Annotated in this window: 18 protein-coding genes, 1 tRNA gene and 1 pseudogene; 8 read left to right on the top strand and 12 right to left on the bottom strand. The window is 63.9% G+C overall.

The features are described from left to right. Positions 1–44: 44 nt before the first annotated feature. From nusA to EX20_RS29425, 5 genes are all read right to left on the bottom strand, one after another. On the bottom strand, positions 45–1,520 hold the full coding sequence (gene nusA / locus EX20_RS29405) for a transcription termination factor NusA (RefSeq protein ID WP_011884586.1): 1,476 nt from the start codon (positions 1,518–1,520) through the stop codon (positions 45–47). Next, complete coding sequence (gene rimP / locus EX20_RS29410; RefSeq protein ID WP_011884583.1) at positions 1,520–1,978, bottom strand: ribosome maturation factor RimP; 459 nt, start codon at positions 1,976–1,978, stop codon at positions 1,520–1,522. The genes nusA and rimP overlap by 1 nt, the downstream gene beginning before the upstream one ends. A 423-nt stretch (positions 1,979–2,401) precedes the next feature. After that, positions 2,402–4,093 (bottom strand): 23S rRNA pseudouridine(2605) synthase RluB, encoded by a 1,692-nt coding sequence (rluB, locus tag EX20_RS29415; protein WP_034195583.1) that lies wholly within the window; start codon positions 4,091–4,093, stop codon positions 2,402–2,404. Positions 4,094–4,153: 60 nt separating this feature from the next. After that, the gene (gene scpB, locus EX20_RS29420; protein WP_034195584.1) at positions 4,154–5,176 is read right to left on the bottom strand and encodes an SMC-Scp complex subunit ScpB; all 1,023 of its coding nucleotides are present in this window, start codon (positions 5,174–5,176) and stop codon (positions 4,154–4,156) included. A gap of 397 nt (positions 5,177–5,573) precedes the next feature. Then, positions 5,574–6,476: a LysR family transcriptional regulator gene (locus EX20_RS29425; protein ID WP_034195585.1), complete on the bottom strand. Its 903-nt coding sequence runs from the start codon at positions 6,474–6,476 to the stop codon at positions 5,574–5,576. Positions 6,477–6,904: 428 nt separating this feature from the next. Between EX20_RS29425 and EX20_RS29430 the strand changes: the two are divergent. Together EX20_RS29430 and EX20_RS31600 are read left to right on the top strand one after the other, a co-directional pair. Beyond that, a pseudogene (locus EX20_RS29430) lies at positions 6,905–7,300 on the top strand (transposase); the annotation flags it as partial. A gap of 199 nt (positions 7,301–7,499) precedes the next feature. Next, positions 7,500–7,751 (top strand): hypothetical protein, encoded by a 252-nt coding sequence (locus EX20_RS31600; protein WP_011884576.1) that lies wholly within the window; start codon positions 7,500–7,502, stop codon positions 7,749–7,751. A gap of 208 nt (positions 7,752–7,959) precedes the next feature. Here EX20_RS31600 and EX20_RS29435 read toward each other — a convergent pair whose 3' ends face one another. Continuing rightward, on the bottom strand, positions 7,960–8,277 hold the full coding sequence (locus tag EX20_RS29435) for a hypothetical protein (RefSeq protein ID WP_011884575.1): 318 nt from the start codon (positions 8,275–8,277) through the stop codon (positions 7,960–7,962). A 157-nt stretch (positions 8,278–8,434) separates the two neighbouring features. Here EX20_RS29435 and EX20_RS29440 point away from each other — a divergent pair, with 157 nt between their 5' ends. The 3 genes from EX20_RS29440 to EX20_RS29450 all read left to right on the top strand — a co-directional run bounded on the left by EX20_RS29440 (position 8,435) and on the right by EX20_RS29450 (position 10,035). After that, positions 8,435–9,151, top strand: coding sequence for a YdcF family protein (locus EX20_RS29440; protein ID WP_034195586.1), 717 nt, complete (start codon positions 8,435–8,437; stop codon positions 9,149–9,151). A 219-nt stretch (positions 9,152–9,370) separates the two neighbouring features. Next, positions 9,371–9,640, top strand: a complete 270-nt coding sequence (locus EX20_RS29445) for a hypothetical protein (RefSeq protein ID WP_034195587.1) — start codon at positions 9,371–9,373, stop codon at positions 9,638–9,640. Between the two features lie 137 nt (positions 9,641–9,777). Continuing rightward, positions 9,778–10,035, top strand: a complete 258-nt coding sequence (locus EX20_RS29450; protein ID WP_011884572.1) for a hypothetical protein — start codon at positions 9,778–9,780, stop codon at positions 10,033–10,035. A 568-nt stretch (positions 10,036–10,603) separates the two neighbouring features. Here EX20_RS29450 and bamC read toward each other — a convergent pair. After that, positions 10,604–11,815, bottom strand: a complete 1,212-nt coding sequence (gene bamC, locus EX20_RS29455) for an outer membrane protein assembly factor BamC (protein WP_034195588.1) — start codon at positions 11,813–11,815, stop codon at positions 10,604–10,606. 1,048 nt (positions 11,816–12,863) lie between these two features. On the opposite strand from bamC, the gene EX20_RS32375 reads away from it, so the two are divergent. Then, positions 12,864–13,073 carry a hypothetical protein gene (locus EX20_RS32375; RefSeq protein ID WP_126220149.1) on the top strand — a complete coding sequence of 70 codons (210 nt, stop codon included), beginning with the start codon at positions 12,864–12,866 and terminating at the stop codon, positions 13,071–13,073. 118 nt (positions 13,074–13,191) lie between these two features. Next, on the top strand, positions 13,192–14,889 hold the full coding sequence (locus tag EX20_RS31605; protein WP_230939266.1) for an arylsulfotransferase family protein: 1,698 nt from the start codon (positions 13,192–13,194) through the stop codon (positions 14,887–14,889). Positions 14,890–15,403: 514 nt separating this feature from the next. Here the strand turns inward: EX20_RS31605 and EX20_RS29460 are convergent. Further along, positions 15,404–15,480: transfer RNA gene (locus tag EX20_RS29460), tRNA-Pro, on the bottom strand. 94 nt (positions 15,481–15,574) lie between these two features. Beyond that, positions 15,575–16,294, bottom strand: a complete 720-nt coding sequence (locus EX20_RS29465) for a class I SAM-dependent methyltransferase (protein ID WP_014722912.1) — start codon at positions 16,292–16,294, stop codon at positions 15,575–15,577. Between the two features lie 322 nt (positions 16,295–16,616). On the opposite strand from EX20_RS29465, the gene EX20_RS29470 reads away from it, so the two are divergent. Then, the gene (locus EX20_RS29470) at positions 16,617–18,827 is read left to right on the top strand and encodes a hypothetical protein (RefSeq protein ID WP_034195589.1); all 2,211 of its coding nucleotides are present in this window, start codon (positions 16,617–16,619) and stop codon (positions 18,825–18,827) included. Between the two features lie 78 nt (positions 18,828–18,905). Here the strand turns inward: EX20_RS29470 and EX20_RS29475 are convergent, their stop codons facing one another. The 3 genes from EX20_RS29475 to pheT form a co-directional block, all read right to left on the bottom strand. After that, positions 18,906–19,319, bottom strand: coding sequence for a MerR family transcriptional regulator (locus tag EX20_RS29475; protein WP_011884559.1), 414 nt, complete (start codon positions 19,317–19,319; stop codon positions 18,906–18,908). 61 nt (positions 19,320–19,380) lie between these two features. Next, a complete protein-coding gene (locus tag EX20_RS29480) occupies positions 19,381–19,767 on the bottom strand; it encodes an integration host factor subunit alpha (protein ID WP_011884557.1) in 387 nt (128 codons plus the stop codon). Positions 19,768–19,839: 72 nt separating this feature from the next. Next, the gene (gene pheT / locus EX20_RS29485) at positions 19,840–22,269 is read right to left on the bottom strand and encodes a phenylalanine--tRNA ligase subunit beta (RefSeq protein ID WP_034195590.1); all 2,430 of its coding nucleotides are present in this window, start codon (positions 22,267–22,269) and stop codon (positions 19,840–19,842) included. Positions 22,270–22,316 lie beyond the last annotated feature (47 nt).

The following is a 22,316-nucleotide window of genomic DNA, read 5'->3' on the forward strand; positions in this document are numbered from 1 at the left end:
CAGGCCATACGGCCGCCATCAAATCAGTGCGCCATGGTCATTTCTCACTGGAACCAATGTTCACGTGCTTTCATGATCAACGCCTTAGCGGCATCCTCTTCCACTCCGGTCATGTCGACCAGTTCATCCACAGCAAGCTCGGCGAGATCGTCGCGCGTCTGCACGCCGTGTTCGGCCAGCTTCGTGAGCAACTCCGGCGTGATGCCGTCGAGGCTCTTCAGATCCAGCGCAGCGTTCTCGACCTTTTCTTCGTTCGCGATCGCCATCGTCAGCAGCGCGTCGCGTGCGCGGTTGCGCAGTTCGTGCACGGTGTCCTCGTCGAACGCCTCGATTTCGAGCATTTCGTTGAGCGGCACGTAGGCGATCTCTTCGAGGCTCGTGAAGCCCTCGTCGATCAGGATGTCGGCGACTTCTTCATCGACGTCGAGACGCGCCATGAACAATGCACGCAGCCGTTCGCGTTCTTCGCCCTGCTTCAGGGCGGATTCGTCCGGCGTCATGATGTTGATTTGCCAGCCGGTCAGTTCGCTGGCAAGGCGAACGTTCTGACCGCTGCGGCCGATCGCGACGGCCAGCTCGTTCTCGTCGACGACGACGTCCATCGAGTGCTTTTCTTCATCGACGACGATCGACTGGACGGCTGCCGGCGCGAGCGCGCCGATCACGAACTGGGCGGGATCCTCCGACCATAGCACGATGTCGATGTTTTCGCCACCGAGCTCGTTGCGCACCGCCTGCACGCGCGAGCCGCGGATGCCGACGCAGGTGCCGATCGGATCGATGCGCTTGTCGTATGCGATCACGCCGATCTTCGCGCGCACGCCCGGATCGCGCGCGGCCGCCTTGATCTCGAGCAGGCCCTGCTCGATTTCCGGCACTTCCATCTCGAACAGCTTCATCAGGAACTCGGGCGCGGTACGCGACAGTTCGATCTGCGGGCCGCGCGCGGTGCGGTCGACCTTCGCGATGTACGCACGCACGCGGTCGCCCACGCGCAGGTTTTCCTTCGGGATCAGCTGGTCGCGGCGCAGCAGCGCTTCGACGCGGCCCGATTCGACGATGAAGTTGCCCTTGTCGAGGCGCTTGACCGTACCGGTCATGATCTTTTCGCCGCGCTCGAGGTAGTCGTTCAGGATCTGCTCGCGCTCGGCGTCGCGCACCTTCTGCAGGATCACCTGCTTGGCAGCCTGCGCGCCGATCCGGCCGAACTCGATCGACGGCACCGGTTCCTCGATGAATTCGCCGACTTCGACGTCGGGCTTCTGCTCACGTGCTTCGAACAGCAGGATCTCGCGATCCGGCTCCTGCAAGCCTGCCTCGTCGGGCACGACGAGCCAGCGACGGAAGGTTTCGTGCTCGCCGCTTTCGCGATCGATATGGACGCGGATTTCGGCGCCTTCGTCGAACAGCTTCTTGGAAGCGGAAGCGAGCGCGGCCTCGAGGGCGCCCAGCACCACATCCTTGTCGACGTTTTTCTCGCGCGCCAGCGCATCCACCAGCATCAACACTTCGCGACTCATTATTTGCGGCTCCTAAAGTCAACTTGCGGAATCAGGCGGGCTTTGTCGATATCGGCCAGCGTGAAATCCAGCATGGCGGCCTCGCCCTTATTCCTCTCAAATTCCAAACCGATCGTTTCGCCATTCGGCGCGTGCAGAATGCCCCGGTACGTCTTGCGCCCGTCCAGCGGCTTTTTCAAGGTCACGGAAACTTCGCTGCCGGCGAAGCGCTCGAAGTCGGCCAGTTTCTTCAACGGGCGGTCGAGCCCCGGGGACGAGACTTCGAGCCGTTCGTAATCGATGTTTTCGACCGTCAAGACGTGCTGGAGCTGACGCGTCACCTTTTCGCAATCGTCGAGCGAAATGCCGGCAGGCTGATCGATATAGATGCAAAGCATGCCGCGCCCGGTGCGCTCGAGATCCACGAGCTCATAGCCGAGCCCGGTGACCGTGGTTTCTATCAGTTCCGTCAGTTGCACAGTGTCCTCTCAGGTGTTCGCGCCCGCCGCTCGCGATTCACCCGCGGGCGCGCGCCTTAGCCGGCGCAGGAAGCGCTACCCGAGATGCCTAACCGTTTCAGCAAAAAAAAATGGGCGGAACGCCCATCTTCTCTTACTGGTGGTCGCACCTGAGCCGCACATTGAATCCGTACGCCCAGCGACTCCGCGATTATAGCGTTTTTTAGCGCAATCGCCAAGCCAGCCGGTTAAAGCAGCGTTCAGCCCGCCTTTACCGACCAAAAATGCGAAGCCGGACTGTCCGACCACGCGGCACAATCCGGCAACACGACATATACAGTCGAAAACAGCGGGCGAGATACCGGCCGAATCGGCGTGCGCCGATTTCGCCGGCACATCGGCGGCGTCATGCCGCCATCGCGCCGCCGTCGTTTGCGCGAACGGTCAGCGACCGCGCGAGCGATTGCGCTGCGGACGCTGGCCGCCGCGCGCACCGCCGTTGCCGGCGCCGTCGGCACGATTGCCGTTCGCGGTGCGCGGGCCGCCCTTGCCGGCGCCTCGCTTGCCACCCGCGCCTTCACGCTTCGGACCGGCGCCATACGATGCACGATTGCCGTCGACATCGCGACCGCCCGAGCGATTGCCATAGCCCGACGGCGCAACCGGCAGGCTGCCGTAGCCGCTCAAGCCAGGCAGGCCGGGCGCGCCGCGCCGGCCGCCGCCGCGACGCGGCTGATCGAGCTGACCATGCGTCGTCAGCACCGGCTCGCGGCTGATGAAGCCCATCGACGTCTGCATCGGATCGGGTTGGCGGCGCTCCTGCTGGCCGCCGGCGCGCTTGCCCTTTTCTTCGGACGGCGCCTTCAGGCCGACGGTCGCCATCAGCTTGCGCACCTGCGCCTCGTCGAGCTCTTCCCAACGACCGCGCTTGAGCCCGCGCGGCAGCGGAATCGGGCCGTGACGCGTGCGGATCAGGCGGCTCACCATCAGGCCGGCCGCCTCGAACATCCGCCGCACTTCGCGGTTGCGGCCCTCGGCCAGTGCGACGTGATACCAGTGGTTCGTGCCTTCGCCGCCGCCATCGCGGATGCGCAGGAAGTTCGCCGGACCGTCGTCGAGCTCGACACCGTGCAGCAGCTTCTGACGCATCCCCTCGGACAGCTCGCCGACCACGCGCACCGCGTATTCACGCTCGACGCTGTAGCGCGGATGCATGAAACGGTTCGCGAGATCGCCCGACGTCGTCAGCATCAACAGACCTTCGGTGTTGAAGTCGAGACGGCCGACCGCCAGCCATTTCGCCGTCTTCATCGGCGGCAGGCGATCGAACACCGACGGACGACCTTCCGGGTCGGCGTGACTGACGATTTCGCCGGTCGGCTTGTGGTACAGCAGCACGCGCGGCGGCTTGTTGGGCAGCTTGCGCTTGACCGGCTTGCCGTTGATGCGGACCTGGTCGGTCGGCATGATGCGCTGGCCGATGTGCGCGGGCTCACCGTTCACCGACACGCGGCCGGCGACGATCAGCTCTTCCATTTCGCGGCGCGAACCCATGCCGGCTTCCGCCAGCACCTTGTGGAGCTTCGGCGCATCGTCGTCCGGCGACAGCACGCGCTTATTCGCCGGCTGGGCGCGGCCGCGGCGCAGCATCGGCGCACGCACGCCGCTGCCGCCCGCGGCGTTGTCCGCGTCGAACGCCGGCGACGTCACGTAGGCGAACAGATCGTCCTGCGATGCCGCTTCGGTGCCGGCATTCGCGACGGCGCCGTCGGTTTTGGCCGCGCCGCCGCGCCGCCCCTGACCGCCCTGCGCGGCCTTGGCCGCACCTTCGCGCTTGCCGGCCGGCTTGCGGCCGCCCTTGGCCGCTGCGTCCTTGCGCGGCGCACGCGCGGGTTGCGCGTCGGCAGCGTCGGCCGGCGGCGCATCCGCGGCTTCGCCGCCTTGCGGTTCGCCATCAGCGCCCTTCGATTTGGCAGCAGCGCGCCGGCGCGCGATCAGGCTGCGCGGGCCGCGCCGCAGGCCGCGACGGGGACGTTCGTCACCACCCGCGGCGCCAGCGTCCTGCTCCGGCGCATCGTCGGCACGCGCGGCCTGCACGGCAGGCGCGGACGATTCAATATCGTGGATATCTGTCAAAACAACCTCAAAATGTCAGGTCTCGCGCCCGGCCCGGGCGCGGCAAGAAGTCGGCCGCGATCAGGCGCGGCGCTGTTCGGGTTCTGCTTCGTCGTCGGGCAGCGCGTCGGCGCCGCGGGGCGCGCTCGCACTGCGTACGGCATCGGCCAGGCTGTCGGACGTATCGTCCAGCATCTCGCCGTCCGCGGGACGGGAGCGCGAGGCATCGGCCTGGCCAGCCTCGCCCGGCATGTCGCCGGCCGCTTCCGCTCCGTCTCCGGCAGCCGCATCGGCGGCCGGCTTGCGGTCTTCCTCGTTCCATTGCTCGTGCAGCGACTCGGGCTGCACGCCGGCCGGCGCTGCTTCGGCGCCGCCCTGCTCCGCCTGGGCGCGATCAGCTTGCAGCGTATCGCGATTCGGCGTTTCCTGCGTCGACGCTGCGCCCGTGGCAGCGTCGACCGGCAATTCGGTCGGTGCGTCATGCGGCTCGTCGGCCGCCGGTTCGACGGCCTCCGGCTCCGCTTCCGCAACCGCCGCATCGCCGTCGAAATCCATCGCCTGTTGGGCAAGCAGCGCGGCCTCGATGTTCGCCGCGGGCTCCTCGAGCGCCGGCAGATCGTCGAGCGCCTTCAGGCCGAGGTCGTCGAGGAACTGCTTGGTCGTCGCGTACAGCGCCGGGCGGCCCGGCACGTCGCGATGGCCGATCACCTCTATCCAGCCGCGATCCTCGAGCTGCTTCACCACCTGCGTATTGACCGTGACGCCGCGAATCTCTTCGATGTCGCCGCGCGTGACCGGCTGCCGATACGCGATGATCGCGAGCGTTTCGAGCACCGCGCGCGAATATTTCGGCGGCTTCTCGGGATGCAGGCGATCCAGAAAATGGCGCATCGCCGGCTTACTCTGGAAGCGCCATCCGGTTGCCAGCGCCACCAGTTCGACGCCTCGGCCGGACCAATCCTGTTTCAGATCTTCGAGCAACGTGCGGACCGTGTCAGCCGACACGCCGTCGGCAAAGAGCTTACGCAAATCGCCGAGCTTCAGCGGCTCCTGCGCACAGATCAAAGCAGTCTCGAGGACGATCTTCGCCTCTTGGGTATTCATGCAGCTAGGCCAGACCCTGTGGTCAAACGAACCGGATCAACGAACAGACGAAAGGAACGGAAGACGCGCTCGCCCGATTCTGATCGGTCATATTGATGGGAGCACGAACCGGGGGCGGCGAACCAACTTCAAGCCAGGCCCAAACCGGACGGAACAGCACGGCTCAACGGCGGAACCGCGTGACTGAGCGCCATATTACGCAAAATTGCCCGGTGCGTAAAGATAAGCCGATCGCACTACTCCGCCTCATACCACGCTGCTCCATTCCGGCTGCGGTGCGGGTCGGCCATGCGGCACAGTGTCGGCGTCGGCGCGTGGCGTGCACGCAAGCGGTGCTCGAAAATCGGCGTCGAAACACACGACCCACGCCGTAGACGCACATGCGCACAACCCACGCCTAGTCCAGATCCTCCGCCCTCGACGGCATCTGGCGCACCAGCTCCCAGATCGCCTGCGCGGCGGGCGACAGCGACCGGTCACGGCGGCGCACCAGTTCCACGGTGCGCTCGGTGCGCGGCGTGAGCGGCCGCGCGAGCAGCGTCGATCCGGCGGGCAGCGGCAACGACAGCCACGGCTGCACGCTCACGCCGACGCCGGCTTCGACGAGCCCGAACACGGTCGCCGAATGACCGAGTTCCTGCACGACCGTCGCATTGACGCGGTGAGCGGTCAGCGCGGCGTCGATCAGCGGCCGGCTTCCGGACGCGTGGTCGAGCAGCACGAGGCGCTCACCCTCGAGCGCCGCCCACGGCACCGAGTTGCGCGCCGCGAGCGGATGATCGGCGCGCGCTACGAGGCAGAACGAATCGGTCATCAACGGTTCGCAGACGAGATCGCCGGCAGCGAGCGGGCCGATGACCACGCCGAAATCGACTTCGCTCGATTTCACCTTGCGCAGCACGTCGCTCTGCACGTCGTCGCGCAGCCCCAGCGTGACGAACGGAAACTGGCGCTCGCACGCCGCCACGACGCGCGGCATCAGTCGGCAGGCAATCGTCGGGCTCGCGGCGACGATCACGCGCCCGCGCCGTTGTTCGCCGATGTCGCGAATTTCACGCAACGTATCGTCGAGATCGTCGATCAGGCGCGACACGCTCGCGATCAGATTGGCGCCGACGTCGGTCAGCTGCACGTCGCGCGTGGTCCGGTCGATCAGTTTCAGCCCGAGCTCGGCCTCGAGCTCACGCACGCACCGGCTGACCGCGGACTGCGTGAGCCCGATCTCGTCGCCCGCGCGGCTGAAGCTGCTGAGCCGCGCGACTTCGATGAATACGCGAAGCTGCCGCAGCGTTACGTTCATCTCCACCCCTCATCAATCGTCGCCATCGATGCGCGATTCTAATGCCTGCCGAGCGACGACACGCCGATCGAGCGCCTATCGGCCATGTTTCGCTGCGGTGCAATATCACCGCAAACGCACGTGACGCGGGCGACTTGCACAAGATTGGTGATTGTCCCGATTTGCTGGCGGGTTATTTTGGCGTCTTATACGCCCCTAGCTGACTTAGCCGTCAGCCCGCTGCCAAGCGGCTCTCGAGGGTATCGCCCCAGACATGGCACGCTTCATGCGTGAGATGGCGTACAGGGCGCAGGTTTCGTCGGGCGGAAGGCAGAAACGCCGCTGCCGGCCAACCGGACGCCCCCACCTGGCACTCGACGCTCGAGTGCTTGAAGAGTGCGCGGCGCAGGGCAGCGCACCGGAGTTAGCTTCGCTGAGGTGAGGACATGATGCTGTTCGACGATTTGAGAGATAACGAATGGGCGCTGGTCGAGGGTCTGTTTTGCTCGGAGCCGGCTCGGAGCGAACGACGCGGCCGTCCCCGCGTGGAGGCCCGTTCGGTGGTCAACGCCGTGCTCTGGGTACTGTCGACCGGCGAAGGCTGGTCGAAGCTGCCCGGCCGCTACCCGTCGCCGCCGACCTGCCGCCGTCGTTTCGACGAATGGCAGGCTGATGGTACGCTCGCCGAAATCGTCAAGCGACTCGGCACGAACGGCCGTCAGATCTCGCTGCGCGGCCGGATCGGCGCAACTGCGGCAAAGCCGCCCGCACCGCCCAGCCGCGACCGCCTGCGCGGCGCGTTCTGGACCAACCCGGAATCGTGGCGCGCACCTGTGAAGATGGCGTAACGCATCCGTGATCGGGCGGCTTCGGCCGCCCGGTTCGTTTTGGCGCCGCGGCGTCGTGCACGCGACGATCGTCCCGTCGGCGTCGTTGTCGCGTAGCGATACATCTATTTACTAATATTTACAGCAAGCCTGCACTCCCGCGCTTACCTTAGCGAAATATCAACAAGCCGCACCGACGGCTTGAAGGGAGCCCGCCATGAAACCAATGTCACTGCTCGTTGCATGGGGCATTGTGATTTCGCTGGCGCTGACCGCCCCCGCACGCGCTGACGATCGCGCGAAACCGCCTCACCGCCAGCAGGATCACCGCACCACCCTTCGCCAGCAACCACCGCCGGCATCGTTCAATCGGCAGACGGTGCCGCGTGGCGATTTGCGCGGCGACATTGCAAGCAATGCACGCGCGCGCATCGGCCCGCAGTTGACTGAGCCGCGGCGTCATCCGTAGTCTGCAGTCCGATATTGGTACGTCGCATCGCAACGGTTCCCTAAAGAAAATCCCTCGCTTGGGGAACTGGCCGCCAGCCGACGAGTCACATGGTTGCCATGAGCACAGCGTGGCAACAGCAAAAGTATCCGGTACGCCCGTATCCTCGCGATACGGGCTTTTTTTTGACATCGCCCGCGAGCGGACGGGCGAGGAAGGGAGTGCGCTGCTAGAGGCGGCTTTCGAGGATCGACATGGCGCCCGCATCGCTCAATACGTAGTCGTCCATACGACGATCGACCCAGGAGAGCAATTTCTCGTCGCGCTCGAGGCGCGCACATTCGGCTCGACCGCTGTCGGTGAGTACCGCGATGTCGACCGGGGCGTGAAAGCCGGGTGCAGGAGCGACGGTTTTCTGCCTGACCGTGTCCATCAGCCCCAGCGACCGGAGATACTCGAACACGCCCGGGCGGCGCGCCCACGGTACCTGGCGGTACTGCACTCGTCTCAATGCGTCGAGCACCGCTTCGTTGGAATACGTGGCCATCTCGATTCTTTCTTAAAGTGCAGCGACAATGCGAAGCGGCACGTCGGGCAAAATCACCACCCGCGGATACCGCCACCGGTTCTGGGGGCCGATATTCGGCGTCGCGTCAAGGCTGGATCGTCACTGATCCATAAAAAGACACCATACCCCAATCAAATTGATTCTGTTCGATTCATTTGCACTTCTCTTCATCTGTTTCATGCTCTGTCGCAAGCAGCGGCGGCACATCGCCATCGCCGGCGCCGCAGTGTTCTGGCTGCTCGCCACCGGATGGCTCGCCGCCCCGCTGATCGCATGGAGCGAAGCTGGCGTCGCACCCGTCGAGCACCCCGACATGCACGGGCGAACGACGTTGATCGTGCTCGGCACCGGGACGCGCCGCAGCGACAACGGCCTGCGACCGCCACCCGATGGCGAAGCGCGAATCCGCAAAACCGCTGCGCTCTATCGCGTCTGTCGCGAACAGACGATCCGCTGCACCGTCGTAATGTCAGGCGGCGACCCGCAGCGTCACGGCGACACCGAGGCTGCCGTCTATGGCCGCCTGTTGCTCGCACAGGGCGTTGCACCGGCTGACCTCATTCTCGAACCCGACAGCCGCACGACCTACGAAAACGCCAAGTTCACTGCGTCTATACTACGCTCACAACATGACGACTCGCGCATTCTCGTCACGTCGTCGTATCAAATGCGGCGCGCGCTACTCGATTTCCGTCACTTCGGCATCGATCCGCAGCCCGTGTACGCGAACCGCCGGCTCGCGCAATGCGGCTTGCTGCCCCGTTGGCGCAATCTGGCGGCGGCGAACCAGGCGGTGCACGAGCTCATCGGTATCGCCCAGTTCTACGTATATCGGCAACTCGGCTGGTTTTGAAGGCGTTGCGACCCGTGACCGACCGCCACTACACTGCGCCGAACGGCATGCGCATGACGAATTTAGCGAAGTGTTGCGCGACTTCAACGAGGGGTTGCGCCGCGCGGCGATCCGGTTCACATTGATCCGTCACTTTTGTTACACTCGTCACGCACTCGTTTGCGGTCGCCAGAAAACGGCAACATTCGGGTTCATCACCACTTTAGCGGAGGTAAAGCAATGAAGAAGACGTCCCTGGCTATTCTGGTCGCGATGTCGGCGCTGACTGGCGCAGCGTATGCGCAAGAGAGCACGCAAATCCAGACGATCACCGATCCCGCAAAAATCGCCGAAATCGAGCAACGCGCGCAGGCGCTGCAACAGCAGCAAGCGGCCGAAGCGGCTCAGCCGATGATGCACGAAGAGCATCACGGCAAGAAGGCTGCCCACCACAAGGCAGCGAAGAAGACCGCCAAGAAGGCCGCCCCGGCAGACGCTGCCAGCCAGTAAGTTCGACGGCACCGCACAAGCGAAAAGCCGAATCCGGGCAACCGGGTTCGGCTTTTTTGGTTGTGCTGCCCGCGCGCTGTGCTAAAGTCGCGCACCGAAATTTTCCACCCGTACGCACCGCCGGTGCGGAGGACAGCATGAGCAACATTCAACTCGACATCGAGTGGACCGAAGCAGCCACTCGCCAGATCAAGCAACTGATGCCGCGCGGTTCGGCCGATGCCTTCCTCGCGCTGCCGCCGATCGAATGTCTGCCGATGGAAGGCGACGTGCTTTTCCTCGGTCCGCAAGGCAAGCAGCAACCGTTCATCGTCGCAGAACGCCAGTATCACCACGACGGCGATGCCGACTGGACGATCATCCTGATTCTCGACGTTCCCAGCGCGTCGCACTGATCGCGCGCTGTCGCGGGTGGCACTCGCGCCGCCACGCCATCGCCGCGCAATTGCGCGAAAACGGCGAGCACGGTCCGCTGCCGCTCGAGCCGCAGCGCAGCGGCCTCCACCGTCACTTCTGCTGCCAAAAAAATTGCCCGCGCTTCAGACGAAGCGCGGGCAAAACCGTCGCCCTACGAGGATAGGCGACGGGGCCATCGAGATCCGCGCGCTGCGCAGATCATCATCGAATGCGCCGGCGCTCGTTGCACCGGCATATGCGGACATCGACACCGTTGGTCGGGCGCTCGCGACGCACGCCCGGCATCTGACGCCATCCTCCCTGCCCTAACGATTCCAACTTATAAAGCAGGTTGCATGCCAAGCGCGATTTGTCGCGCACACCATTGATTTTTAACTGAATTCCGGAGCATACGGAAACGATGTGGGCCATCGCGTCGCCGTAACGCGAGGATGTTACGTAACATCCCAACAGGCATCGGTCATGGCACGCATGCAGGCTTGCGGCGCGCGAACATAAAAAAAGCCCGCCGAGCGGCGGGCTTTACGAGACGGGATCTCGCGACGATCAGCGCAGCTGGTTCACGAGCAGCGCCATGATCTGCCGCGCCGGCGACGACGTATCGATCGCACCGGAATCATCGACCACGGCTACTCGCGTCTGGTCGGGCGTCAGCGCCTTCACGTTCACGCGATACTGCTTCGCCTGCTTTTCCTTCTTGCCGTGGAACAGCTGGCTCCAGAAGCCCTGCTCGGCCGCGCTCAGATCCTTCGGATCGACGTACCGGACGAAATAGAGGCCCTTCGTGCGGTCGCGATCGTCGACCGTGAAGTTCGCACGATCCAGCGCCAGGCCGACATGCAGCCACGACCGATCGTACGGCTCGCCGAGCGTGACTTCGGACGGCACCGTGCTCGTCTCGACGTCGTTCGCCTGCGATGAAGTGCGCGCGACGTTCTGCGCAGCGATCGCCGCAGCCGCGGCCTTCGCTGCGTCGGTATCGGCCTTCTTGTCCTTCACGACGACCGTGTTGTCCTTGATGTTGGCGATCGGCGGCTCGCCGTTCTTCGCCCGCTGCTCGTTCTGAGCGAGCACCGCCATCAGGCGCTTCAGGTATTCGGCCTCGAGCGCGGGATCGTTCGGCTTCGCTTCCCACTTGCTCGAATCGTTGTTCGCGCCGGTGATCGCCTCGCGCATGCCCTTCTGGCTGATGAACACGTAGGTGCCACCGTTCGGCGCGGTATCGAGGCGGGTGCGGTACTTGTTGCGCTCGGCCGTCACGTAGGAATTGCCCATCGCCTTCGAGATCACGCTGCGAATCAGGCCGTCGTTGATCTGCGGGTGGGTTTCGTTCCAGTCGGTTTCCATCACGCCCTTGTCGCGCTGATCGACGACCAGCAGGAAACCTTGCTCCTGCCAGAAGCGGCGCACCTGCGGCCAGATCTCGGCAGGCTTTCTGCCGTCGATCACGAGCCAGCTCTCGGTGCCGTCGCGCTGGATGTGCATGCCGCTGACGGCCGGTGCGACGGTGTCCGTCGGCGGTGCTGCCTGCTGCACCTGGTTGAGCGCGGACAGGGAAGTCGCGCCGCCCTGGGGCGGCAGCGAACGCTGATCGGCCGTCTCGTCGAGCATGTTGGGCGGCACTGCGAGCGACGCTTCCTTCGATTTCGAATCGCTCTTGTAGTCCACTTTCGTGGGCGACGACGTACCGCAACCGGCGACGAGCGCGCCGGCGGCGAGCACTGCAGCGAACCGCATGGTAAGACGAAGATCAGTCATGTTCGGGGAATCCTCTTCCGCTAAATCACGGCGCTTTCCGTGGATCAACCTTGCATTTTACCGGGGCTGCGCCGGGCTGTGCAAAAAAGCGACCGACAAGAAAGAACCCGCGTCGGCTTGAACTGACGCGGGTTCTTATCTGGTCGGGGCGAGAGGATTTGAACTTTCGGCCACCCGGCCCCCATGCAGGCCCCAAGTCATTCCCACCGCATCCCCGCCGATCCACTATTGCACACTTCTTTGATTTTAAACGACTAATTGACCACTCCGAGCTCAATTGGGGCCGCTAGAATGCACAACGGACCTCCGAAATCGTGCGGGCAAATGTGGGGGCAAAAATTTGTTCCTCGCGAAGAAAGCGACGACGGGACTCACGAGGAGAGAACGGCAACACCGACACCGGCCGCCGACCGACGACGTCTTGCCGACGGACAGGGAATCTTCGGCATCGTCCGCGCCGGTTTGAACGGGATCTCCGTGCGGTTTTCACTGCGCGACCGATCGACCGGGGCAATTCGAGAGATCCGGGAAGCGCGCGATAAGGCGCGAGCCCACATCGGTTCAGGCGAAGACCCGCTGAAGCGAAGACGAATCGGTAGACCTAAAAAGGAAGCCCACATTGAGGCCGATGCCGTTGCCTTGGAGCAGAAACTGGCGCTCCGCGCCGCGCCGGACGCGCACTCGAGTCGTACAGCGACCCGGCCGGCTTTGCCATGACCATCCGCCACTGGCGGTTCGAGCACAACGATGCGCGAGGGCAATCTACCCTTTCGGCAAGGGCGCGCTGACGCTTGTCGACACCGCGTTCACCGGTAACTGCGCGATCTATGATGACGCGGCGCTCGCCCTCGGGGGCTTGATGGCAACGCGTGAGCGTTCTTCCCCCGTCCGCAACGAGGCCGCGCGCGACGGCGCTGCAGCTTACCGCGGACTACGGTTCGCTCGTGTCGTTCGACGCGACGCGGTTCCAGTCCAACGGGGCGCGCGACAAGCGGCCCCCGTCTACATGATCAGCCCTGCATCGCAGATGCGAGCGACCAGCGTCACGATGATGAAGAGCCTGTTCCGGGGCAGCAAGGCTCGCGCCGGCGCGAGCATCTACAACCTCGACGTGGGTACCTCGCGGTCGCGGACAAGGAGTACCCGTCCGGCTCGCTTTACCGGCCGAAAAGCTGAAGCAGGCCGTCGGGCCTTTTCGTATCGCGAGTTGGAATTCGTTTCATTCGATACGGTGCGCGTGGCAATGATAAGCGCCTGATCTATCAGGCGCTCGACCGAGAGCCCGCATGTGGCGACAGCGATGGGCCGATGGCAAAACGGGGCGGTCAGGCGGCTTGCGTACGCGTCGCCGTCATGCATTGGACGCTCCGATTTTCATGAAAACACTGAAGGGGGATTCAATGAGACGGAAATATTTTCACCAGAAACTGACGCGCCTGAATTGCAAGATTAAAATTATTGGACGGGCTGCATTACCGGTTTTATTGTCGAGCGCGATAACCGGATGTGGTGGTGACGACAATGTCACGTCGCAGGTTTTCTCGTGTGCCACCGACGTCTATCCATCGAATACCGGGGCTACCACGCCAGCACCCATTCTGGCATCCCCTCAAGTCTGGAGCTTTGTTAGCGCGCCAAATCTGCACCCGATGAAAGTGAATGTCAATTACTCCGATCCCGTGCGGCTGGCCGAGGGATTGATTTTCAATTCACCTTATACGGGCTCGAATACCGCAATGTATGGGCAGAATGGCGCGTTAATTGCCGACAATGCCGGAAACCCGGTGTGGTTTAACGCATTGAATAGCGTAAGCCTGATGAATTTTGATTTTCGCGTCCAGCAATACTTTGGCATGCCGGTCTTGACTTTCTGGCAAGGCACCGTTGCTACGCCGCCCGCCTACACCAACTTGCCGTCCGGCGCAGCAGAGCCGGGAGCATGTTATTACATCGTCAATAACCGTTACCAGACAATAAAAACCGTTTCCGCACGCAATGGCTTTGTTGCCGATAATCATGAATTTCTGATTACGCCGAGCAATACTGGACTATTCCTGGCAACCAAGGTGGTTCCCATGGATTTGACGCCATATGGCGGACCGAAAAACGGGGCAATCCACGATTTTTCCATTCAGGAAGTAGATCTGACCACAAATGAGTTGGTCTTTTTTTGGGACGCGAAGGACCACATCGCGTTGGAAAGCTCGCATCTCCCGGCCTCGACTGCCACCGCCACCAGTAATGTCTGGGACCCTTACCACCTGAATTCATTGGATCTTGTGGCAAACAATAACAACGATATCGTGTTCTCGGCCCGCAGCACCTGGACGGTTTATCGCCTGCACAAGCCCACGGGTGAATTTGTCTGGAAGCTGGCTGGAGACGGAAGCGGAGATTTCAAGATTCCCGCGGGTAATGCGCAATTTTCATGGCAACATGATGCCCGCTATATCTCCGATAATGTAATCAGCATGTTTGATGATGCTTGCGATGATTGTTATGCATCAATTCCGCCAGGAACCGCACCTTCACATGGCCTGGTGCTGAATCTCGATTTCAACAACATGGTCGCAACGGCACAGACGTCGTACTACCACAATCCAAACCTTTTCTCCTCCGCGCAAGGAAACACGCAATGGCTAGGAAATGGCAATAAATTTATCGGCTGGGGGAACGGGTATTACACTGAATTTGCGCAGCCCGGCAACACTGAATTAATGCCTGCGACCAGCACACTGTATGACGTAAAAATGGCTGGCGACAATATCTCGTACCGGACGTATCGGCAGGCGTGGGTGGCTACGCCATATTATCCGCCAAGCGTAACGGTCGCATCTGGTAACAGCGGCCCGGCCGTATATGCTTCGTGGAACGGTTCAACGGAAACGAGATCTTGGCAAGTATACGCCGGTGCTGCCGCGAATAATTTGAGACTCATAGCCAGCAGCGCGAAAACCGGTTTTGAGACGAAAATTCCCTTGACCGGGAATAGCTATGCTTATGTTCAAGTCAAGGCGATCGACAACGCTGGCGCAATTATCGGGGTCTCTGATATTAAAAATATATTCAAATAAAGCGGTTATTGGAAATCCCGGTCCTCAATAAGTGGATCCCCGGCAGAATCTGGCAACGACGCCGCAAGACGCAGTAAGCGGCGACTCCTGCCGCGGTCGGCATGGACGCGATGTCAGCATCGGTGTGATCGCAGTGAGCACCGCACTGGTGGCCGGCGCGCGGTCAGTGAGGCAGCCGTTCTAGGCTGTGCCGCGGCCCGCTGCGGCACAGCGAACTGAACGACAGCAGATTCGGGACGTCGGTCCACACCTCCGCCAGAGAATCTGCCGGATCGACGAGTCGAGTACGTGTGAGCTGCTCTGTAGCACGACATGACGCTCACCGAACCGCTTGCGTCGACACCGAGCGATGGCCGCAGACCCAGAGAACGAAACGGCACGGATGCTTCGCGCCCGCGGACAATTCCCCGCGGCTCCCCCGAAAGCCATCCGTCTTGCGAAGCAAACCTTGGGGCAAAAAATCCGCCCCAAATGGAAAAGGCCTTACAAGCATTGCTTGTAAGGCCTTGATTCCTGGTCGGGGCGAGAGGATTTGAACCTCCGACCACCTGCACCCCATGCAGGTACGCTACCAGGCTGCGCTACGCCCCGAAAGAATGAAATTATAACAGACAGTTCTTCGGTTTTGAACGGGTCGCATGCATTTTGTGAAGTCCGCACGAAATTTCCTGCCACACGATCCGCCTCACGCGTCGCGCTTGCGCGCGATACACACCACCGTGAGTCCTGCGAGCCGGTTGAATGGAAACATCGGCAACTCCGCCCGGCAGATCAGCTTGAGCAGACCGTTGACGACCGGATGATGGCGGCGTAATTGCGACGCGGGTTCGCGTGCGCGCCGCTGCATGCGCTCGCTCAACCGTAACGCGGCCGCAAGCGGAAATGTCAGGCCGAAATAGTACGCGCTGCGCTCGACGTCGAGCCCGGCGCGACGAGCGACGTCCTCGAGACCCTCGAGCGTATACCGGCGCTTGTGCTCGAGAAAATCGTCATGCGCGCTCCAGAGGAACTGGAACGCGGGAACGGTGATCAGGAAGCGGCTGCCGCCCGGCGCGCCGGCCACGTAGTGCGCCAGCAGCCCGACATCGTCGTCGACGTGCTCGAGGACATCCATCAGCAACACGAGATCGGCGTCGCACCGATCGACGGCTCGCCGGAAGTGAACGGGCTTGCCCGCGGCCTCGCCGTCTGAATCGTCGGCGTAGCTGGTGTCGACGCACCACGCCTCCGTGGCCCGCGTGCGTTCGAGCAAGTGCCTGGAAAAGAATCCGGAGCCCGCGCCGACGTCGAGGATCCGCTTCGCGTCGCGCGTGCCGAGGAAGCGGCGGATCGCCGCTGCCTTCGACGCGTAGTACCAGTGATCGCCGACATCGGCTCCCAATACGTCGAGTTCCTTCAAATCCATGACGCCCCCCGTGTCGGCCACCATGCTTTGATTTCTACGGCTCCTGATCGCGATCTTACCGCGCCGCGCCGGCCGAACGCGCGCCAATGTGACGCGGACCACCGGTCGCCCACAGGTCGGGCCGAAAACCAAACGGCCGTTTGACCGCACCGCCCCACCGGCCCGAATCCATTGCGCCGTCGCGCATCGTGCACTGCGGCATACGCCGTCGCTGTTTGGTTACGCCGCTCTAGCGCGCTATGACACACTGCTCAGCATCGACGGACGCGCGTTGCACTGACGGCGCGCCCTCGTCGATCACGACAAGACATGGAGACAGACGATGCGGAATGCGGTCCGGCGCGGCCATCGCTCGCCTTTGGCAATTTTCGACTGGAGGTCCGGCTCGCGGCACGCGGCCGGTCGCGCGTTGCACGGTGCGTCCCGTGCGCTCGGCGGCGCGATGCTGGCCGTCGCACTTGTCTGTGCCGGATGCGCGGAACCGGCCGCGCAGCGCGACGGCAATGCGTCGGCCGCCTCGACGCGAATCGAGCGCAGCAAGGCCGAGCGCCTCGCCCGCGAGCAGCAGATCGCGCGAACCGTGCCTTCGCTCGCATCGCTCAGCCTCACGCAACCGCGCCCGTTCACGCTGCGCGACTCCGGCCAGAGCGGCGCGATGACGTTCCTGCGCGACGTCGATTTCCGGATCGTCAACGACCTCGGCTTCTTCGTGCACCAGCTGTCCGCCACGCTCGTCCCGACGCAAGCGGGCGCGCCGATCGTGTTCGACGATCCGACCAGCTTCGAGATCGACGTGCACGAAGGCACGGTCACGCTCGACAACGCGAAGCTGACCGCCCTCTTCGACACCTACATCTTCGGTTACCGCAACGCGCCGCTGCGCAAGCTCGCGGTATCGGCCGGCGACGGCGTGATCCATCTGCAAGGCGAGATGCGGCGCGACGGCTGGGTGCCGTTCTCGCTGACCGGCACGCTCTCGATCCGCGACGGCAGCCAACTCGTGTTCCACCCGACCGGCGTGCGCGTGTCGGGCATCAACGCGCAGCCGGTGATGCGCGCGGCGAACGTGAAGATGGCCGACCTGCTGAAGATCGAGACGCCGATCGCACATCTGGCCGGCGACGATCTCGTGATGTCGGTCGACAAGCTGATGCCGCCGCCGCGGCTGAAAATCACGATCACCGCGCTGCGCGTGACGCCGGCCGGCCTCGATCTGACGCTCGACGACGGCTCGCATGCCGGCTTCGCGCTGCCGCCGAATGCGTCGCAACAGGCGATGTACATCCGCGGCGGCGACGTGAAGTTCATGCGCTCGATGCCGATGAACGCGGACATCCTGATCGGCCCCGTCGATTCGACGACGCGTGATCGCAATTTCGTGTTCGACCTGTATCACTATCGCGATCAGGTGTCGGCCGGTTACTTCAACTTCGACGAAAGCGGTGCAATGACGATCCGGATGCCGTCCTATGCCGGGCCGGCCGGCAGCGCGGCGCTCGGTAGTGCGGCCGCGCGGCTGAACGACCGCTTCCTGGCCGCGCAGCAAAGCGCGCTGCGCGACGCGCGCGAACACTGGGAAGCGTCCGCGCTGGCCGCGAACGCACCGCCGGCCGGCATGCGCAAGGTCGCGATGCGGCGCACCTCGACCACCCCGTTCAACGAACGCCACGTATCGAACCGCAACCCGACGATCCATCTGCACAACGTCGACTTCAACCTGTCCGGGGACATCGGTTTCCACGTCGAGGATCTCGACGTCCAGCTCGTTGCGAAACGGGCCGGCGATCCGGTCGATCTCGACGATCCGAATCAGTACGACATCCGCATTCTCGGCGGAACGGTCGTCGAGTCGTGGAAGGCGATGTCCGCGCTCTTCAACAACTATCTGCTCGACTACTCGCCGCGCTCGCTGAACGACCTGCAACTGAGCGCGCAAGGCCAGGACCTGCGCGTGCGCGGCGGCATCAAGCTGTGGAATCACGTGCCCGGCGTATGGCTGCCCACCGACATGACCGGCTCGCTGGCGGTGCTGGACGACCGGCACCTCACATTCAAGCCGACGCAGGTGTCGGTGGTCGGCATCCCGCAGGCGAAGCTGCTGCGCGCGCTCGGCATCGAGCTGGCGTCGCTGACGCCGCTGCGCCGCCGCGGCGCGGAGCTGCGCGGCGATACGCTCGTGCTGGACCAGTACACCGTGTTCCCGCCGCCGCTGCTCGACGGCAAGCTCGCCAAGGCGACGGTCGAATCCGACGGTCTGCGCCTGACGTTCCGGCGCGTCGCCGACGCGCCGCTGCCGAAGCGGCCGCAGATCGACGCACGCAGCTACATGTGGATGGAAGGCGGCGACATGAAGATGTTCAACGTGCTCGAACTGAACGTGCGCGCGTTGATCCGCAATTCCGCCGCATCCGGCCCGATGCGTTTCGACCTGTACGATTACCGCAGCCAGGTCGCGCAAGGATCGGTGCGGATGCTGCCGGACGGCACGCTGGTGGTCGACATGGGCAAGCCGAATCCGCTCGCCGCGCGCTGACACGCACGGGCGGCGGCTATGAAAAATGCCCGGTGACGCAGCGCCAACCGGGCATTTCATTTGCCGACCAATCTGCGGTCAGTCGTGTTTCAGTCCGTCGATCACGTCGAGGAGCGCTTGCCGCAATGCGGCCACGTCGACCGCCCCACCGGCCTCACCCGCAGCCTGTACGTCGGCGACGCGCTCGTCGCCCGCGGGCGCTGCCCCGGCGGCGCGCTCGCCGCCCGGCGAATCGAGGCGATTGCGCGCGCCGTTGATCGTGAACCCCTGTTCGTACAGCAGCTCGCGAATCCGCCGGATCAGCAGCACTTCGTGATGCTGGTAATACCGGCGGTTACCGCGCCGCTTCACCGGCCGCAACTGCGTGAACTCCTGTTCCCAGTAGCGCAGCACATGCGGCTTGACCCCGCACAGCTCGCTGACTTCGCCGATCGTGAAGTAGCGCTTCGCGGGAATCGGAGGCAGGACGACTTTCTCAACCGTGTTGGTCATCGTCGGTTAACCGTCGGTAAAGGACGCGCGGCGGCCGCGCGGGGACATCGGCGCGCGGGCGTTACTCCGCGCCGTTTTCGACCAGCGCCTTCAGCTTCTGGCTCGCGTGGAACGTGACCACGCGACGGGCCGCGATCGGAATCGCCTCGCCCGTTTTCGGGTTGCGCCCCGGACGCTGCGGCTTGTCGCGCAGCTGGAAATTTCCGAAGCCCGACAGCTTGACGCTTTCGCCGTTCTCCAGCGCGTCGCGAATCACTTCGAAAAACGCCTCGACCATGTCCTTCGCTTCACGCTTGTTCAGCCCGACGCTGTCGAACAGCAGCTCCGCCAGCTCCGCTTTCGTCAGCGTGGGCGTCTCGGCGGACACCGGCGCGGACGCGTCGCGGTTCATGGCGCTGCGTTGCGCCGTCAGGAGGGCTTCGAATTCACTCGAGGTCATGTCGTTCATATCTGCGATACAGCGCGTTAAATCAAAACTTGCGATGGGGAAAAACCACCCGCGAACGGGTGGCCCCTCTCCTTAGCCGCGCAGGCGGGCGCCCACGCGAGCCATCCGCTCGACCAGCGTGTGGATCGCCTGATCGACGACCTCGTCCTGCAGCGTGCCGGCCGCGTCCTGCAGCGTCACGCGGAAGGCCAGGCTTTTCTCATGCGCCGCAAGACCACCGGAAGTGTTTGATTTTGCACGAAATTCGTCGAAGAGTACAACCTTCTGAACGAATCGGCACGCGTCCTCGGCCAGCGCCTTCTTCATTTCGTCGAAAAGCGCCTGAACCTCGACCGCCTGATCGACGACGACGGCGATGTCGCGCCGCACCGGCGGGAACTTCGACACGTCGGTCGGCGCCGGCAACGCACGCGCCATCAGCGCCTCCGTATCGATCTCGAACATCACCGGCGCGTGCGGCAGCTCGTATTTCTGCATCAGGCGCGGATGCAGCTCACCGATCCAGCCCACCGCACGACCGTCGATTTCGATGCGTGCGCTGCGCCCCGGATGCAGGGCCGGATGCTCGGCCTTCACGAAGCGCGCGACGGCGGGCGCGAGCAACGCCTCGAGATCGCCCTTCACGTCGAAGAAGTCAACGGCGCGCGTCGCGACGCCCCACTGTTCGTCGAGCGCCGGGCCGTACGCGAGCGCACCGACGCGCTTCGGCTGCGAATAGCCTTCGACGGTCAGCTCGCCGGCCTTCGCCGACGGGTCGGTCAGGAACACGCGGCCCGCCTCGAACACCCGCACGCGATCGGCGCGACGGTTCAGGTTGTGGCGCAGCACCGAGATCAGGCTGCCGAACAGCGTCGTGCGCATCACCGACAGCTGGCTCGCGATCGGATTCAGCAAGCGGATCGGATTGTCGTTGCCGGCGAAATCGTGCTCCCACTCGGCATCGACGAAGCTGAAGTTCACCGTTTCCGCGTAGTCGCGCGCGGCGAGCGCATGACGGATGTCGTGGATCGAACGCTGCGTCTCGTTGGTCGCGCGCATCTCGCTCGTCGCGACCGGCGGACGCGCCGGGATTTTCTCGAAGCCGTAGATGCGCGCCACTTCCTCGATCAGGTCTTCCTCGATCTCGATGTCGAAGCGGTGCGACGGCGGCGTGACGAGGAACGCATCGTCGTCACGTTCGAACGGCAGGCCGAGGCGCGTGAAGATGTTGGCGATCTCGTCGGCGTCGATCTTCACGCCGATGATCCGGTTCGCGCGCGACACGCGCATCTTCACCGGCGCGCGCTGCGGCAGGTTCACGGCCTGATCGTCGACCGGGCCGGCCTTGCCGCCGCAGATCTCGAGAATCAGCTGCGTGATGCGCTCGACGTGCTCGACGGTCGTCGCGTAGTCGACGCCGCGTTCGAAGCGATGCGCGGCATCGGTCGAGAAGTTGTACTTGCGCGCGCGGCCGCGGATGCTGTCGGGCCACCAGAACGCGGCTTCCAGATAGATGTTGGTCGTATCGAGCGTGACGGCCGTGCTGTCGCCGCCCATGATGCCTGCGAGGCTTTCGACCTGACGGTCGTCGGCGATCACGCCGACCGTTTCGTCGAGCTCGACCGTGTTGCCGTTCAGCAGCTTCAGCGATTCGCCGCGCTTGCCCCAGCGCACTTCGATGCCGCCGTGAATCTTGTCCAGATCGAACACGTGCGACGGGCGGCCGAGTTCGAACATCACGTAGTTCGAGATGTCGACGAGTGCCGACACGCTGCGCTGACCCGCGCGCTCGAGGCGCTCGACCATCCATTGCGGCGTCTTCGCGCGCGCGTTCACGCCGCGGATCACGCGGCCGGAGAAACGGCCGCACAGATCGGGCGCGGCGATGCGCACCGGCAGCGTTTCGTCGAGTTCGACGTGCGCCGGCTTGATGTCGATCGGCGTCAGCGGCGCGCCGGTGATCGCGGCCGTCTCGCGCGCGATACCGAACACCGACAGGCAATCGGCCTTGTTCGGCGTCAGCTTGATTTCGAAGATCGTGTCGTCGAGGTTCAGCGTGTCGCGGATGTCCTGGCCGACCGGCGTGTCTTCCGGCAGGATCAGCAGGCCGCTGTGGTCCTCGGACAGCTTCAGCTCGCGCGCCGAGCACAGCATCCCCTGGCTCTCGACGCCGCGCAGCTTCGACAGCTTGATCGCGAACGGCTTGCCGCCCTCTTCGGCCGGCGGCAGCTCGGCGCCGACCAGCGCGACCGGCACCTTGATGCCGGGCGCGACGTTGGGCGCGCCGCAGACGATGTTCAGCGTCGCGCCGGTGCCGGCGTCGACCTGGCAGACATTGAGCTTGTCCGCATCCGGATGCTTGACGACTTCGAGCACGCGGCCGACGACGATCTTCGACGTCGGCGGCGCAGCCTTGCTCAGCGACTCGACTTCGAGCCCCGCCATCGTCAGCGCGTGCGACAGTTCGTCGGTCGTCAGCTGCGGGTCGACAAAGGTTCTCAACCAGGATTCAGGGAATTGCATGGATGTCTACGTTCGAAACAGGTTAGATCGACGCCCGGGCCCCGGTG

The sequence above is a fragment of the Burkholderia sp. WP42 genome (assembly GCF_000745665.1).
GTDB lineage: Bacteria > Pseudomonadota > Gammaproteobacteria > Burkholderiales > Burkholderiaceae > Burkholderia > Burkholderia vietnamiensis.